Here is a 12,539-nt window from a genome sequence, read left to right as displayed (position 1 = left end):
TCCATTACATCATAACGACATCAAACTGCTCTTGTATGTACAGAGGCTCAGCCTGAATTTTCACTTGTTTACCAATAAAGACTTCAAGCTCAGCAAGCGCATGAGACTCTTCACCCTCTAATGCCTCGGCAACCGCTGCTGCCGCATAAACCACGAACTTATCGGCATCGTACGCACGATTTACACGAGTAATTTCTCGAAGTATTTCATAACAAACGGTTTCGACTGTCTTCACACTGCCACGACCTTCACAGGCAGGACAGCTAGAACACAGAATATGCTCAATACTTTCACGGGTACGTTTACGAGTCATCTCAACCAAACCAAGCTGTGTGAAGCCATTAATATTGGTTTTCACACGGTCTTTATCGAGCGCCGCCTCTAAAGAAGTTAGTACTCGCTTACGATGTTCCTCAGACAGCATATCGATAAAGTCGATAATGATAATGCCACCTAAGTTACGCAAACGCAGCTGACGAGCAATGGCTTGCGTCGCTTCTACGTTGGTGTTAAAAATCGTCTCTTCTAGATTACGACGACCGACAAAGGCACCGGTGTTGATGTCAACTGTCGTCATCGCTTCCGTTTGGTCGATAATCAGATACCCACCAGACTTCAATTCGACTTTACGATCCAAAGAGCGTTGAACTTCGTTCTCGGTATCGTACATATCAAAGATAGGCTTGTCGCCTTCATATAACTCAAGCTTTTCAGTCAGCTCTGGCACGTACTCAGAAGTAAATTCTTTTAGGTTTTCATATTCTAAACGCGAATCGACCTGGATCCGGCTCAACTCAGTACCCACAAAGTCACGTAAGATACGTTGGCTTAGGCAAAGTTCACCGTATAGACGAGTACGAGCTTTGTGTTTACCACGACGCTCTAACACTTTTAGCCATAATCGTTTCAAGAATGCGGCATCTTGTGCCAATTCATTCGCATCAGCCCCTTCTGCGGCCGTACGGATAATGAAGCCACCGTGTTCGTCACAGTAACGAGATACCACTTTTTTAAGACGGTTACGTTCTGACTCACTATCAATTCGCTGAGATACACCGACATGGCTTGCGCCCGGCATAAAGACCAAATAACGAGATGGCAGAGTAATATCAGTGGTTAAACGGGCACCTTTAGTACCAAGAGGGTCTTTGACAACTTGAACAACAATATCTTGACCTTGACGAACAAGCTCCGAAATATCACGGACTTGAAACTGTTTTTTTTCATTTTCAGCAACACATTCAGTGTGCGGAACAATATCAGAGGCGTGTAGAAAAGCTGCTTTCTCAAGGCCTATATCCACAAAAGCCGCCTGCATTCCCGGAAGAACACGGCTTACACGTCCTTTATAGATATTTCCTACGATACCGCGTCGAGCATCTCGTTCGACATGGATCTCTTGAAGAGCCCCCCCTTCAATCATGGCCACGCGAGTTTCACTCGGGGTCACGTTCAGCAACAATTCAGCACTCATGGTGCACCTCAGATTAGTAATTATAAGAATTCTTGCAGTAGCTGGTCCGTTTCATATAAAGGTAAGCCGACAACGGCGTAATAACTACCTTCGATTCGGGTAACAAAGCGCCCACCCAAACCTTGGATCCCATAGCTACCGGCTTTATCGCATGGCTCCCCTGTTTGCCAGTATTGTTCTATTTCTTGTTCACTGAGGGGTTTAAACCATACGTCGGTAATAATGATTTCTGTTCTTTGTTTTTCTTCTGAAACCACAGAAACTGCCGTCATCACTTGGTGACGCTCGTTTGCTAACTGAGTAAGCATGCGCTTAGAGTCGGCAAAATCGGTGGGTTTCTCGAGCACTTGCCCTTGGCTTACGACAACTGTGTCAGAACCAAGAACGACTGTTTCAGAATCAAGAGAAATAGCATCAGAGCCAAGAGCTACGATGCCAGAGCCAACAGCTACATTATCAACACTAGAAACTACATTATCAGAACTAGGAACGACATGCTGCTTTTCAGAAGGGTTATCTTTCAATAAAGACAACGCAGCTAAGGCTTTATCTAAAGATAGTCGCTTAACATACTCTTCGGCGGTTTCTTGGGCGTGTTTACACTCTTCAACATCAGTTACAAGGACAGAAAACTCATAACCAAGTTGCGATAGCAATTCTTTGCGGCGTGGTGAACCGGATGCCAAAACTAAATGCTTCTTTTCCATTGTCACTCTACCTTACATGCCAATGACGACGTACGCGTCTCATTAATAGAAACATCCAAGGCCAAAGTATACAGTTTATCAATGCGCTCCATAACGATAATGGATTGAAAACGACATCTTGGATCAAATATTCACCAAAGAAGATCAACACCTCAAACAATACCGTTAACGCGGCAATAATCATCGCTTGTTGCCATAGCGCCATATTACGAATGACTAGGAAATTCATCGCAATAATGTACATAACGATTGCCATCATCATGCCTCGAATACCTAACGTCGAGCCTATCAACAAATCCCACAATAAGCCCAGAATCAAAGCGCTACCCACGTTAACACGGTGAGGTAGAGCCAAAACCCAGTAACAGGTAACCAGTAGTAACCAAGATGGTCTAAATAGATCCAAACTACCAGGCCAAGGGATCGTTTGCAGAATTAGTGCTACTAAAAATGAGCAGCCAATGACTACCTTGCTTCTTAAAACGCTATTGGCCATCTTCGCCCTCTAACAATGCTTGTTCTATGCTGGATTGATCCGCTTGCATCTGTTTGTTTTCATCAGGCCATACTAGCAGCAAGTATCTGAGCTTATCGAACTCAACTACAGGCTCCGCTTTGATAACGGCAAACTCACGTTTCGGGTCGTAATCAACGGCAGTAACGTAGGCGACTGGGTAACCTTCTGGATATACTCCACCGAGTCCAGATGTCACCAATAGATCTTCTTCTTGTATATCGGTACTGGTTGGGATGTGCTCTAGCTGGATCTCATCAATCATGCCATTGCCCGAAGCGATCACTCGAATATCGTTGCGAATAACTTGTACGGGAATCGCATTGTTTGCGTCAGTCAGTAACAGGACACGACTATTGTGAGCAGCAACAAAAGTCACTTGGCCGACAATGCCTTTTTCGTTGATCACCGGTTGTCCTTCATACACACCATCAATCTGACCTTTGTCGATCACAACTTGATGACGATATGGTGAAGTGTCTACCGCCATAACTTCAGTGACTACTTTCTTTTCATCACGGATAAACGGAGACCCTAACAACTTACGGAGGCGCTTGTTTTCTTCTTGATATTGCTCAAGCAGAATCAGCTCGCTCTTCAGGCGCAAGACTTCTCGTTTAATATTATGGTTGGATTCGATTAGGCCTTTACGAGTACTAAAACGATCGTAGACACCATCGAACATAGTACGAGGTAAGTTGGCTGCATATTGAATAGGCGCAACCATGCTGTTCAATAGATAGCGTACATTTGAGAAAGCATCTAAACGACTATCAGCCAGCATAAGGCTGGCTGATAAAATTACAGCAAAAAACAGGCGCAATTGTAGAGAGGGACCTCTACCAAAAATTGGCTTCATTCTATATTTGGTCCTAGAGCTACATTTGATCCTATAGACAAGGTCCTAGGCTCTTTACATAAAACTAGATAAGAAAAGAGCCTAACACTAGATATTATTCTTCGCTGAACAGGTCGCCGCCGTGCATGTCGATCATCTCTAGTGCTTTACCACCACCTAGAGCAACACACGTTAATGGCTCTTCTGCCACAACAACAGGGATACCCGTTTCTTCAGTAAGCAGACGATCAAGGTCTTTAAGCAGTGCACCACCACCTGTCAGTACCATACCGTTTTCTGAGATATCAGAAGCAAGCTCTGGCGGACACTGTTCAAGTGCAACCATCACTGCAGATACGATGCCAGATAGCGGCTCTTGAAGTGCTTCAAGAATTTCGTTTGAGTTCAGGCTAAAGCTACGAGGTACACCTTCAGCAAGGTTACGACCACGTACTTCGATTTCATCGACTTCATCGCCAGGGTAAGCTGAACCGATTTCGTGTTTGATCTTCTCTGCCGTTGCTTCACCGATCAAGCTGCCGTAGTTACGACGAACGTAGTTGATGATCGCTTCATCAAAACGGTCACCACCGATACGTACAGAAGACGAGTAAACCACACCGTTTAGTGAGATAACCGCAACTTCAGTCGTACCACCACCGATATCAACAACCATTGAACCCGTTGGCTCAGATACACGTAGGCCAGCACCAATCGCAGCAGCCATAGGCTCATCGATTAGGTAAACCTCACGAGCACCAGCACCTAATGCTGATTCACGGATAGCACGACGCTCAACCTGAGTTGAACCACAAGGTACACAAACCAAAACACGAGGGCTTGGTTTAAGCACACTGTTGTCATGCACTTGCTTAATAAAGTGCTGAAGCATTTTTTCGGTTACGTAAAAGTCAGCAATTACACCGTCTTTCATTGGGCGGATCGCTGAAATGTTACCAGGCGTACGACCAAGCATTTGCTTAGCAGCGTGACCAACAGCAGCTACACTCTTTGCAGACCCCGTACGATCTTGGCGAATAGCGACAACGGAAGGCTCATCAAGAACAATGCCTTGGCCTTTTACATATATAAGGGTATTGGCTGTACCTAAATCAATCGATAGGTCGTTTGAAAACATGCCACGAAGTTTTTTAAACATATTCTTCGCTCATCCTGCAAGAATTAGAAGACAAAAATTGCACTAAATGTACCAATGCCTTGCTGTCACGGCAAGGCATTGAAGTATAAACATGGACTGAAACCCGCAATTTCTTACAGATTCCTAACTTAAGGGGCAAAAATTATATTTTTACTGACCTGTTAAACCACTTTCACCTCGGTAGATCACTCGATCGTTACCGCGGTAGATGCCAAATGTGACGACGGTGGAGGGATCTTGCTCTCCATTTTCCTCATCAGAAACTTTATCGCTATCCCAATCGTATCTGAGCCATGGAATATCATCCATATTTTGCCACAACTGTACTTGTTCACGGATGCTTACACCTGTACCTTGAGAAGCCGTCAGGTTACGAGATTCTCCATCAGATACAAGCCCGCCATTAGCGAGTGTTACTGTCGTGATGACACTGCCGTCTTCTGACCAAATAACATCGCTAGCACTCGTAGAAGCTTCGACGTTTGTAGCATTATCATCTTCATTAAGAACAAAGCGGCTGCCATTCCAATACTCCGATCTTAGAGGAATAGTAATTGTTGAACCTGAATTACCACCAACATCGTCTAACTCCACTCGACCAAAGCGGATATCGGGCTGCTCGGTTAGGCGTTGAGGATCTCTACTCCCTTCTTCATTCAGATATGTAACCGGGTCATCATCTTCAGAGCCAGTATGAGTAATTGAGATATCAGTAACAGTCCCTGTTGCACCATTATAAGGGCCATCTTCATAGTTATCAGCGGTTGGTAACTTTTCGAGGCATAGTTCTGAATCACAGTCTGTTGAAGGGGAACTTTGACTTAATGTAAAAGTTCCAATGCTTCTATTATCAGCAACAGTCCACACTTTGTTTGGTACAGGAATACTAAAACGGTCACCAAAATTTGGTTCAAATAATGAGAAACCTGCCGTTAACGTAGTATCAAATGATGCATAATTTGTAATCGCGTTCCCTAGAGCATTTAACGCCTCAACTTCAAATTCGACACCATCGAATGGTTGATTCATATAAGCAAAGCTTTGCTCACTTACTCCACTTCCTGGATAATCCCAAATTGGAGTACCTATCGTGGTGAAATATTTAGGGTAAAAGCGACCAATAGATTTACTTCCAGAAAATCCACCCAGAATCTTGCCGTAAAAGCTGTTTGAGTTTTCAGTCACTTCAAAGTTGATACTACCAACCTCTGAATACTTTAAGCTTTTGAATTTATAACCATTATCAGAAGAAACAATATCAGAACTAGATTGAATCAGTTGACTACTCGGTTCTAAACTACCTAACACTGCATCACCATTACTAGGTGTATCTAATGTATGATTCGCACCTATTGCACCTGAAGAAAGCAAATAGTTTTGTGTTACCAAGTTATTGTTACATAGCTGACTAGAGTCATTCGTGAACCTAATTGGTTTAGCAAGCACGTCAAACTCTTCCCCCGCTGCAACAAATGCTGCCCCACTACTGCTGTTTCCATCAGAGTTATTATCCGTACAGATCGCAAATTGCCAAGGACGAGAATTCACCAAGAAACTACCTGAAAGTTTATCAATACCACTTTCAGGACAACCTGATATTTCACTACAGTCAAAACTATCGTCTGTTAACGTTATTTTAAACTGGCCTGCCTCTTGAATCGAAAATGCATCAGTTGTCTCTCCTTTATCGCTCACTTCAAAATCAGGTGTGTAATCGAGTAAGCTTATCGCATCATCACCGCTCACTGGTTGGACGATATTTAAACTCACAGTAGGCGTACCCACATAATCTTGTGACAACGAAGAATCTTGCGTATTACAAGAAGACACTTTTGCCGTCACTTCGTACTCCTCGCCAGCCACAACAAACTGCTCATCAACATCGAACTTATAAGGTACAAAGCTAATTTTTGATGTGGCAGTTTCTAAGTCGCCATTCCAAGTACCACTGACATCATAACTATCTAATTTAGAAGAAGATAAGTATAAAGTTTTTTGCCCATTCACAAAGTGACTTTGGTAGTCCCCCGAAGATGTAGAACAGTTACTCCCGCTCTCATCTTCACACCATTTACCAGTCGAACTTGGTGTGTGTGATGCAGTGAAGCTATCCTGAACGGTACTAATTACACTACCATTCTCATCTACGACTTTGAATTCGACTGCTGCAACCTCACAAGTCAATACATATTCAACCTTGGGTTCAACTACGAGTACCAAGTTATCATCTATTGGATCACATAAATGACGTTCACTGTAGAGTTCTTTAACTTCATCAGGACTTAAAGATCGATTAAAAACATTAATTTCATCAATGTACCCATTAAATGAACGAGTAGAAAAGTTAGCATCATTACCAATTCTTAATGGTTCATTGTTTTTTTTCAGTTTCTTATTTCCATTATCTCCGACAATATTATCTAAAGCCCCATTAATATAAAGCTTTGCTTGAGAATTTTTCCTATTTGCTTTGTAGTCAATGACAATATGATACCATTCATTTTTTTTAATCACTATATTACTAGTCAGAGTTCTAGTTTGATTGTTTTTTTGCAACCAGTACCAATATATTTTCCCTTGACTATTAATATGAAATTCATAGTTTGTATCTTTTGCTACAATTGTATAAAGTGAACTACCTTGAGGGTAACGGTCACCTAGCTTAATCCAAACTGAAACAGAAAGTTCTTCCTCAAAGGATAATTCTGAAGAATGCTGAACTTCGACATACGAGTTGTCAGAATTACTAAACTGAGCATATCCACAAGTACCAAAGTTCTTAAAATCATTGATTAAAGCTGGTTCAAAAGGATTATGGTTCAAATTTGGTTGATTTACTGCTTTACCATTAAAACCACCAGCACTATCAGTAACATCAAAAACATTCCCCCCACCCCAAGAATTCTTATCAAAATGATACTGTGCTAGCGGTGACAACCCTCGTTGTTGGCACGCATCAATAGGGTCTGTTCTATACAAGCATTGTCCATAAACCTCACTGTTATCTTGAAAATAAACTGTTGCCCAATTATTATTCGCAGCTGTTGCGTTCCCATGAACCGTTGCATTATCTAAATTGATATCCTGCAAGAGGCTTTGAATATCACCTAAGACCTCTGAGTCTCTTAAAAACAACTCCCCTCGACCTATAATATTACCTTCAACTTTAGATGAACTCTCAATATAGACATGATTGTCACTTCTATTTGAAATATTACCTGTCACCAATGAGTCATTTACTGTAATTGATGAACCAGCATCAATGGATCCACGAATTTCAGAATCGTCACTAATATAAATATTATTATTACTTCTATTTTTAACGTCACCTTTTATAATTGAGCCATCTACTGTAATTGATGAACCGGCATCAATGGATCCACGAACCTCGGAATTATCACCAATATAAATATTATTATTACTTCTATTTTTAACGTCACCTTTTATGATTGAGTCAAGTATAGTAACAGATGTTCCAGCATTGACTTTACCATTAACACTAGATCCTTCATGGATATAGATTGAACTATTTGAATTATTTCTAACGTCACCCTTAATATCTGAACCTTCTACTGTTATATTAAACCAAGATTCAACATAACCAGCGATATGACTATCATCAGAAATAAAAATACTCATGTATACATTATTTTTAACATACCCATCAACATAAGTATCTGATAATGTTAAAGCCGTATGTAGATTCAAATTACCATGAATTATAGATTTTTCTATATTGCTATTACTATTCCACGTACTTGATTTTAGAGTTATGTTTGATCCATTAGAGCCAATATTGGTCCCGTCTAAATTATAACCACCATATGCGAGAATTGTAGACCCACTATTAGCATTCACATCATCATTTTTTGATGAAAAAACCCCATTACAGTAATATATCATCGGGTAAAATGAGGATGAATAAGATACCGAACCACTACATAACTTAGAAAAATCATTTAAGTCATTCAAGTCATATTTTTTTGCATCTACATTAAATGATGTAAATAGAAAGACAATTAATAATAGTCTAGATGATAACCTTAGTTTAAGTAACATTCAGAGTTTACTCCTTAACCCAAAGCTCTTGATTACGTTGCACTTCGCTCACACCAGAACCGCAAATAACCGAAGACTCTAAGACATAAAAAACAAAGCCATCTAACTCTCCCCGATTTGAACATTGTAGCTGGTTAAGAGAGCAGTTCATTGGGGACTCAGCAACTATCACATTTGCCACCGTAATAACAGGTCCAGGCATAGGATCAGTACAAACCGTAGAGACTGCAGAAGAAGATAGTGGGTCAGGATCGGGATAGAATTGCGTCATCACATACTCATTAACAGAATGGCTGAGTAACCAAGCTTGCGTGCCTAGCACCACTCGGGTGTTTGAGTCATTATCAGACCAACTAGTTCGACTCAAACTTGTTGCTAAGAAACCAAGCACTACGATAACAAAGATGACCATGATTAGCGCACTGCCTTTTTGGGTTGATTTACGGGACATTTATCACCTGTATCTCTTGCTCAAACACTGTGGACTCATTATTTTCTGCAAACTCGAGAATCAACTCAACAACACCATTACTCTGAACATCCGCAGGCTGATAACTCAGGGTACTATTCTCACTCATAACTCGATCGCTTATTGTGACACCATTACGAGTTAGTAAATTACTATTCGCAAAGCAATATTCCACAAGGTTATTCGAGTCAAAAATGTAGTGCCTTTTGCCTACAGATTCACTGATAAGAGTGTTAGCACCATTTGGAATAGAAAAATAGGCGGCAGATACACTAGGAGGAGTAACATTGTTAAGAGGATATATATTGTTTAATTCGTTGATATCAGTGTGAGGACGCGTCGGGTTTATTACTAATGACATGGATTGTAATGAGCTACTCGTTGCTCCGGTATCACTAACCAAGAAGTTAATATCAGCTCCAGAAATGGCATAAAAACCTGAATCAACAATTGGATAGAATGATACACAACCGCTACTCACTGAAGCTGGAAACAAATTAGGTACAGCATGCCTCACTTCACGAGAAAGCTTTTCCAATACAAACCTAGCTTCCGTTTGTAGTCGAAAACGCTCTACGGAACCAAAGTAGCCCCTCATACCAAGCTCTGTAAAATTCGCAACACCAAGCAACACAATACTTGATACGACTATAGCCAAAATCATCTCTATTAGAGTAAACCCTTTATCCTTCATTAATACTCCCCTTTAAAGGCGACTAAAGTGATAGGGGGATTATTGCTCGCGGTAATTGTTAGCGTAAATTTCTGCATCGACGTGGTCGGTGTATCGTTGGTAACTATCAACGCCACATCAAAATTAGTGTAAGTACTGCCAAGCTCTATAGGTGTTCCAGAGCTTACTGACCCGTAATCACGAGCGAGAAGATCTGTCATAATGCTTTGACCTAATGCTGAGGCTCGGTTGGAATAATTCACTTGCCCAGAAAGTGCGGATTGTGGTGCGAGAAAAGTAGAAAATGCGAGCATTGCAAAACCAAGTAGTACAATAACAATGATCGACTCAATAAGCGTAAAGCCACTATTTACGTACTTCATGGGCATTCCTGATTACTTGGATAAACAAAACCTTGAGAATTGATACAAACCCAAGCTCTGTCGGAACTATTATTGGATGAGATGGTAATTTGAACACCAGATGAGGCGGTATTTTCAGGGTTACCTAAAAGGTTGAATTCAATTGGAGAAGTGTAGCTAGAGGCAGGTATAGACGAGAAATTATAATCATCACTAGAAATAACATCACTTCTTGTTTCAGATGTGTTGTCACAAGCAGATTGTGCACCGATGCAATTGTTCGCTGCCACTAAACGTAAGCTTTCAGCACCTGACACAGACATGTTCATGTTAGATTGCATTCTATTGAGCTGAATTTGTCGAATGACAGAAGATGCCTGTTCTTGAAGAGCATACAATTCGTAAACTTGACGACCACCAAACCGACTAAAAGCTGTCGCTGAAATAATAGCAAGTAAAAGAATCACCACAATCAATTCAACTAAAGTGAAACCTTTGTTTGGCTTTGTATTCATATAAGCCTTTGATGGTTAATTTGGGTATCTAGATTATAAATTACTATGCGGAAGGATAAAGAATAAAGTTGCAGTTAAAACATGTTGAATACAAAAGAAAAGACCAGCCGAAGCTGGTCTAAAGCATAAATCTAATTACCACCGCAACCATCAGCTGCTGAGCCTAAAATTACTGTAGTAGTTGCAGCACTTGCAGCTGTTGTACCAGTAGCTTGCGTATAAGTAACAATACATGCCGCTGCGTTCGCATTAGTGCCTACAAATGAGTATGTAATGCTGGTATTTGCAGTACTAGCCGTTACAGACCAGTCTGTAGATAAGCCAACAACAGCAGCACCAATACCATCAACGTCCGCTGTTGGGTAACCAAAAGAAGTTGTAATCCCTTCTACTGCAGGAGCTGGGGTTGCTGTGTACTCTTGAGACTCAACTCCCTCTACAGCAGCTTTGCCATAAACGATACCAGCAGCACTATCAATTGCTCCCTTCAGGCCTTGAAGCGAAGACTCACGAGCATCATCTTGCAAGTTTAGGAAACGTGGTGCCGCAGTTACAGCAAGAATACCCAGAATAACAATTACAACCACTAGTTCGATTAGGGTGAAACCGCCTTGTCTTTTCATAGTTAAGCTCTCTCTATGTTTAATTTTACGCAGACTTACTGCAAAGTTACGGTCACACGACCAGTTTTAATTTCGTAAACAAATTGGTGCTCGGTATTACCTTCTAACTGAATGTAAGTACACGTTGCATCACCTGAATTCGCTTGCGCTGAATATTTGTAATTTGAGTCGCTAGCAACATCTGAAACCGCACCTACTTTAGGGGGATTTTGCAATAAGTTTTCCATCAACTCAGAACAGGTTTCATCTGAAATATCTTGTGGTGCAGTGCTCGAATCGTTGTTCAGAGTCCATGGGTAGCCATCTCTAAAATCGGTATCGACATTGTTACTGTTCTTTGATCTTGTTAACCAAAAATCAACACCATCATAATTTACAGTATTGTATGTTTCAACACCAATCTTCTCAGATGGTCTAGCTTCAGCTTCCCACTGTGCTCTTGCCGACAAAACAGCGGTTGCAAAACCACCAGCGACACCTTCAATGCTTGATTTTTTAGCCTCATCTGTCACGTCGAGGAAGCGGGGTAAAGCAGCGACCGCCAATAAACCAACGACCACGATGACGATGACTAATTCGACAAGGGAGAAACCCTTTTGATTTTTAAGCATTTTCTACCTACTCATCTAATTGCTAACGCGCATTATACATTTGCACACGTATAAAACCACAGAAAAACTGTCAATATTTTCACAAAGCCAAAATATTGGCTTTCACACTAAACCTTTCTTTTTTGAGCAATATATCTATCTGATACTTATCACTATAATGATAGCGACAATGAAACTGTATGTTATCACTTTTATCTTCAACACTCGGTGAACTGAGCCCTAAAATGCTCTCTTGAGGGTACAATTCCTCAAGCCAATAATGACAGTCTCGCTCATCTCCTTGAATCGGCATTATCCAGCCTGTTCGGCTATAACTTTTAGGATGTTCCGAGCCATTGTCTTGCTTAGCAACCGATAACAAATACTGTTGTTTGAACAAATTTGCTTGCTCTAAAATCCGCTTGCTCGCGACGATCAATGCCGTATTAGTCGCTTCTTCTTCTACCGTTTTAAAGGCAGAGAGCACACCCACGATAAGAAAAAGAATAACGACACTCCAAATAACAAAACGTGAGCGTTGTAGGTTATTTAGCAT

Annotated in this window: 13 protein-coding genes; all 13 read right to left on the bottom strand. The window is 41.1% G+C overall.

Features of this window, described 5'->3' with window-relative positions:
• Window positions 1–4 precede the first annotated feature (4 nt).
• Window positions 5–1,474, bottom strand: a complete 1,470-nt coding sequence (gene rng, locus DUN60_RS00305) for a ribonuclease G (protein ID WP_114632934.1) — start codon at window positions 1,472–1,474, stop codon at window positions 5–7.
• A gap of 20 nt (window positions 1,475–1,494) precedes the next feature.
• Window positions 1,495–2,181, bottom strand: coding sequence for a Maf family nucleotide pyrophosphatase (locus tag DUN60_RS00300; protein WP_065207172.1), 687 nt, complete (start codon window positions 2,179–2,181; stop codon window positions 1,495–1,497).
• 7 nt (window positions 2,182–2,188) lie between these two features.
• Complete coding sequence (gene mreD, locus DUN60_RS00295; RefSeq protein ID WP_004735926.1) at window positions 2,189–2,677, bottom strand: rod shape-determining protein MreD; 489 nt, start codon at window positions 2,675–2,677, stop codon at window positions 2,189–2,191.
• Window positions 2,667–3,554, bottom strand: a complete 888-nt coding sequence (mreC, locus tag DUN60_RS00290) for a rod shape-determining protein MreC (protein ID WP_004735927.1) — start codon at window positions 3,552–3,554, stop codon at window positions 2,667–2,669. Before mreC ends, mreD begins: the two co-directional genes overlap by 11 nt.
• A gap of 94 nt (window positions 3,555–3,648) precedes the next feature.
• Window positions 3,649–4,692, bottom strand: coding sequence for a rod shape-determining protein (locus DUN60_RS00285; RefSeq protein WP_004735928.1), 1,044 nt, complete (start codon window positions 4,690–4,692; stop codon window positions 3,649–3,651).
• A 150-nt stretch (window positions 4,693–4,842) separates the two neighbouring features.
• A complete protein-coding gene (locus tag DUN60_RS00280; RefSeq protein ID WP_114632933.1) occupies window positions 4,843–8,751 on the bottom strand; it encodes a LamG domain-containing protein in 3,909 nt (1,302 codons plus the stop codon).
• A gap of 7 nt (window positions 8,752–8,758) precedes the next feature.
• Window positions 8,759–9,202 (bottom strand): MSHA biogenesis protein MshP, encoded by a 444-nt coding sequence (locus DUN60_RS00275; protein ID WP_114632932.1) that lies wholly within the window; start codon window positions 9,200–9,202, stop codon window positions 8,759–8,761.
• Window positions 9,192–9,914, bottom strand: coding sequence for a PilW family protein (locus tag DUN60_RS00270; protein WP_114632931.1), 723 nt, complete (start codon window positions 9,912–9,914; stop codon window positions 9,192–9,194). Before DUN60_RS00270 ends, DUN60_RS00275 begins: the two co-directional genes overlap by 11 nt.
• Complete coding sequence (locus tag DUN60_RS00265) at window positions 9,914–10,276, bottom strand: type IV pilus modification PilV family protein (RefSeq protein ID WP_054547871.1); 363 nt, start codon at window positions 10,274–10,276, stop codon at window positions 9,914–9,916. Before DUN60_RS00265 ends, DUN60_RS00270 begins: the two co-directional genes overlap by 1 nt.
• Window positions 10,273–10,770 carry a type II secretion system protein gene (locus DUN60_RS00260; RefSeq protein ID WP_054547872.1) on the bottom strand — a complete coding sequence of 166 codons (498 nt, stop codon included), beginning with the start codon at window positions 10,768–10,770 and terminating at the stop codon, window positions 10,273–10,275. The genes DUN60_RS00265 and DUN60_RS00260 overlap by 4 nt, the downstream gene beginning before the upstream one ends.
• Window positions 10,771–10,901: 131 nt before the next feature.
• Window positions 10,902–11,393, bottom strand: a complete 492-nt coding sequence (locus tag DUN60_RS00255; RefSeq protein WP_054547873.1) for a type II secretion system protein — start codon at window positions 11,391–11,393, stop codon at window positions 10,902–10,904.
• Between the two features lie 35 nt (window positions 11,394–11,428).
• Entirely contained in the window at window positions 11,429–12,004 is a 576-nt protein-coding gene (locus DUN60_RS00250; RefSeq protein ID WP_054547874.1) for a prepilin-type N-terminal cleavage/methylation domain-containing protein, read from the bottom strand.
• A 79-nt stretch (window positions 12,005–12,083) separates the two neighbouring features.
• Window positions 12,084–12,539 (bottom strand): MSHA biogenesis protein MshF, encoded by a 456-nt coding sequence (locus DUN60_RS00245; RefSeq protein ID WP_114632930.1) that lies wholly within the window; start codon window positions 12,537–12,539, stop codon window positions 12,084–12,086.

Origin of the sequence: Vibrio splendidus, assembly GCF_003345295.1 — a bacterium.
Taxonomy (GTDB): Bacteria; Pseudomonadota; Gammaproteobacteria; order Enterobacterales; family Vibrionaceae; genus Vibrio; species Vibrio splendidus_K.
Note: the sequence above shows the minus strand (reverse complement) of the source record. Positions and strands in the feature narration are given on the sequence as shown.

Excerpts from the sequence above, each read along its gene's own strand:
- rng (WP_114632934.1), bottom strand. The coding sequence starts at position 1,474 with ATGAGTGCTGAATTGTTGCTGAACGTGACCCCGAGTGAAACTCGCGTG.
- DUN60_RS00300 (WP_065207172.1), bottom strand. The coding sequence starts at position 2,181 with ATGGAAAAGAAGCATTTAGTTTTGGCATCCGGTTCACCACGCCGCAAA.
- mreD (WP_004735926.1), bottom strand. The coding sequence starts at position 2,677 with ATGGCCAATAGCGTTTTAAGAAGCAAGGTAGTCATTGGCTGCTCATTT.
- mreC (WP_004735927.1), bottom strand. The coding sequence starts at position 3,554 with ATGAAGCCAATTTTTGGTAGAGGTCCCTCTCTACAATTGCGCCTGTTT.
- DUN60_RS00285 (WP_004735928.1), bottom strand. The coding sequence starts at position 4,692 with ATGTTTAAAAAACTTCGTGGCATGTTTTCAAACGACCTATCGATTGAT.
- DUN60_RS00280 (WP_114632933.1), bottom strand. The coding sequence starts at position 8,751 with ATGTTACTTAAACTAAGGTTATCATCTAGACTATTATTAATTGTCTTT.
- DUN60_RS00275 (WP_114632932.1), bottom strand. The coding sequence starts at position 9,202 with ATGTCCCGTAAATCAACCCAAAAAGGCAGTGCGCTAATCATGGTCATC.
- DUN60_RS00270 (WP_114632931.1), bottom strand. The coding sequence starts at position 9,914 with ATGAAGGATAAAGGGTTTACTCTAATAGAGATGATTTTGGCTATAGTC.
- DUN60_RS00265 (WP_054547871.1), bottom strand. The coding sequence starts at position 10,276 with ATGAAGTACGTAAATAGTGGCTTTACGCTTATTGAGTCGATCATTGTT.
- DUN60_RS00260 (WP_054547872.1), bottom strand. The coding sequence starts at position 10,770 with ATGAATACAAAGCCAAACAAAGGTTTCACTTTAGTTGAATTGATTGTG.
- DUN60_RS00255 (WP_054547873.1), bottom strand. The coding sequence starts at position 11,393 with ATGAAAAGACAAGGCGGTTTCACCCTAATCGAACTAGTGGTTGTAATT.
- DUN60_RS00250 (WP_054547874.1), bottom strand. The coding sequence starts at position 12,004 with ATGCTTAAAAATCAAAAGGGTTTCTCCCTTGTCGAATTAGTCATCGTC.
- DUN60_RS00245 (WP_114632930.1), bottom strand. The coding sequence starts at position 12,539 with ATGCTAAATAACCTACAACGCTCACGTTTTGTTATTTGGAGTGTCGTT.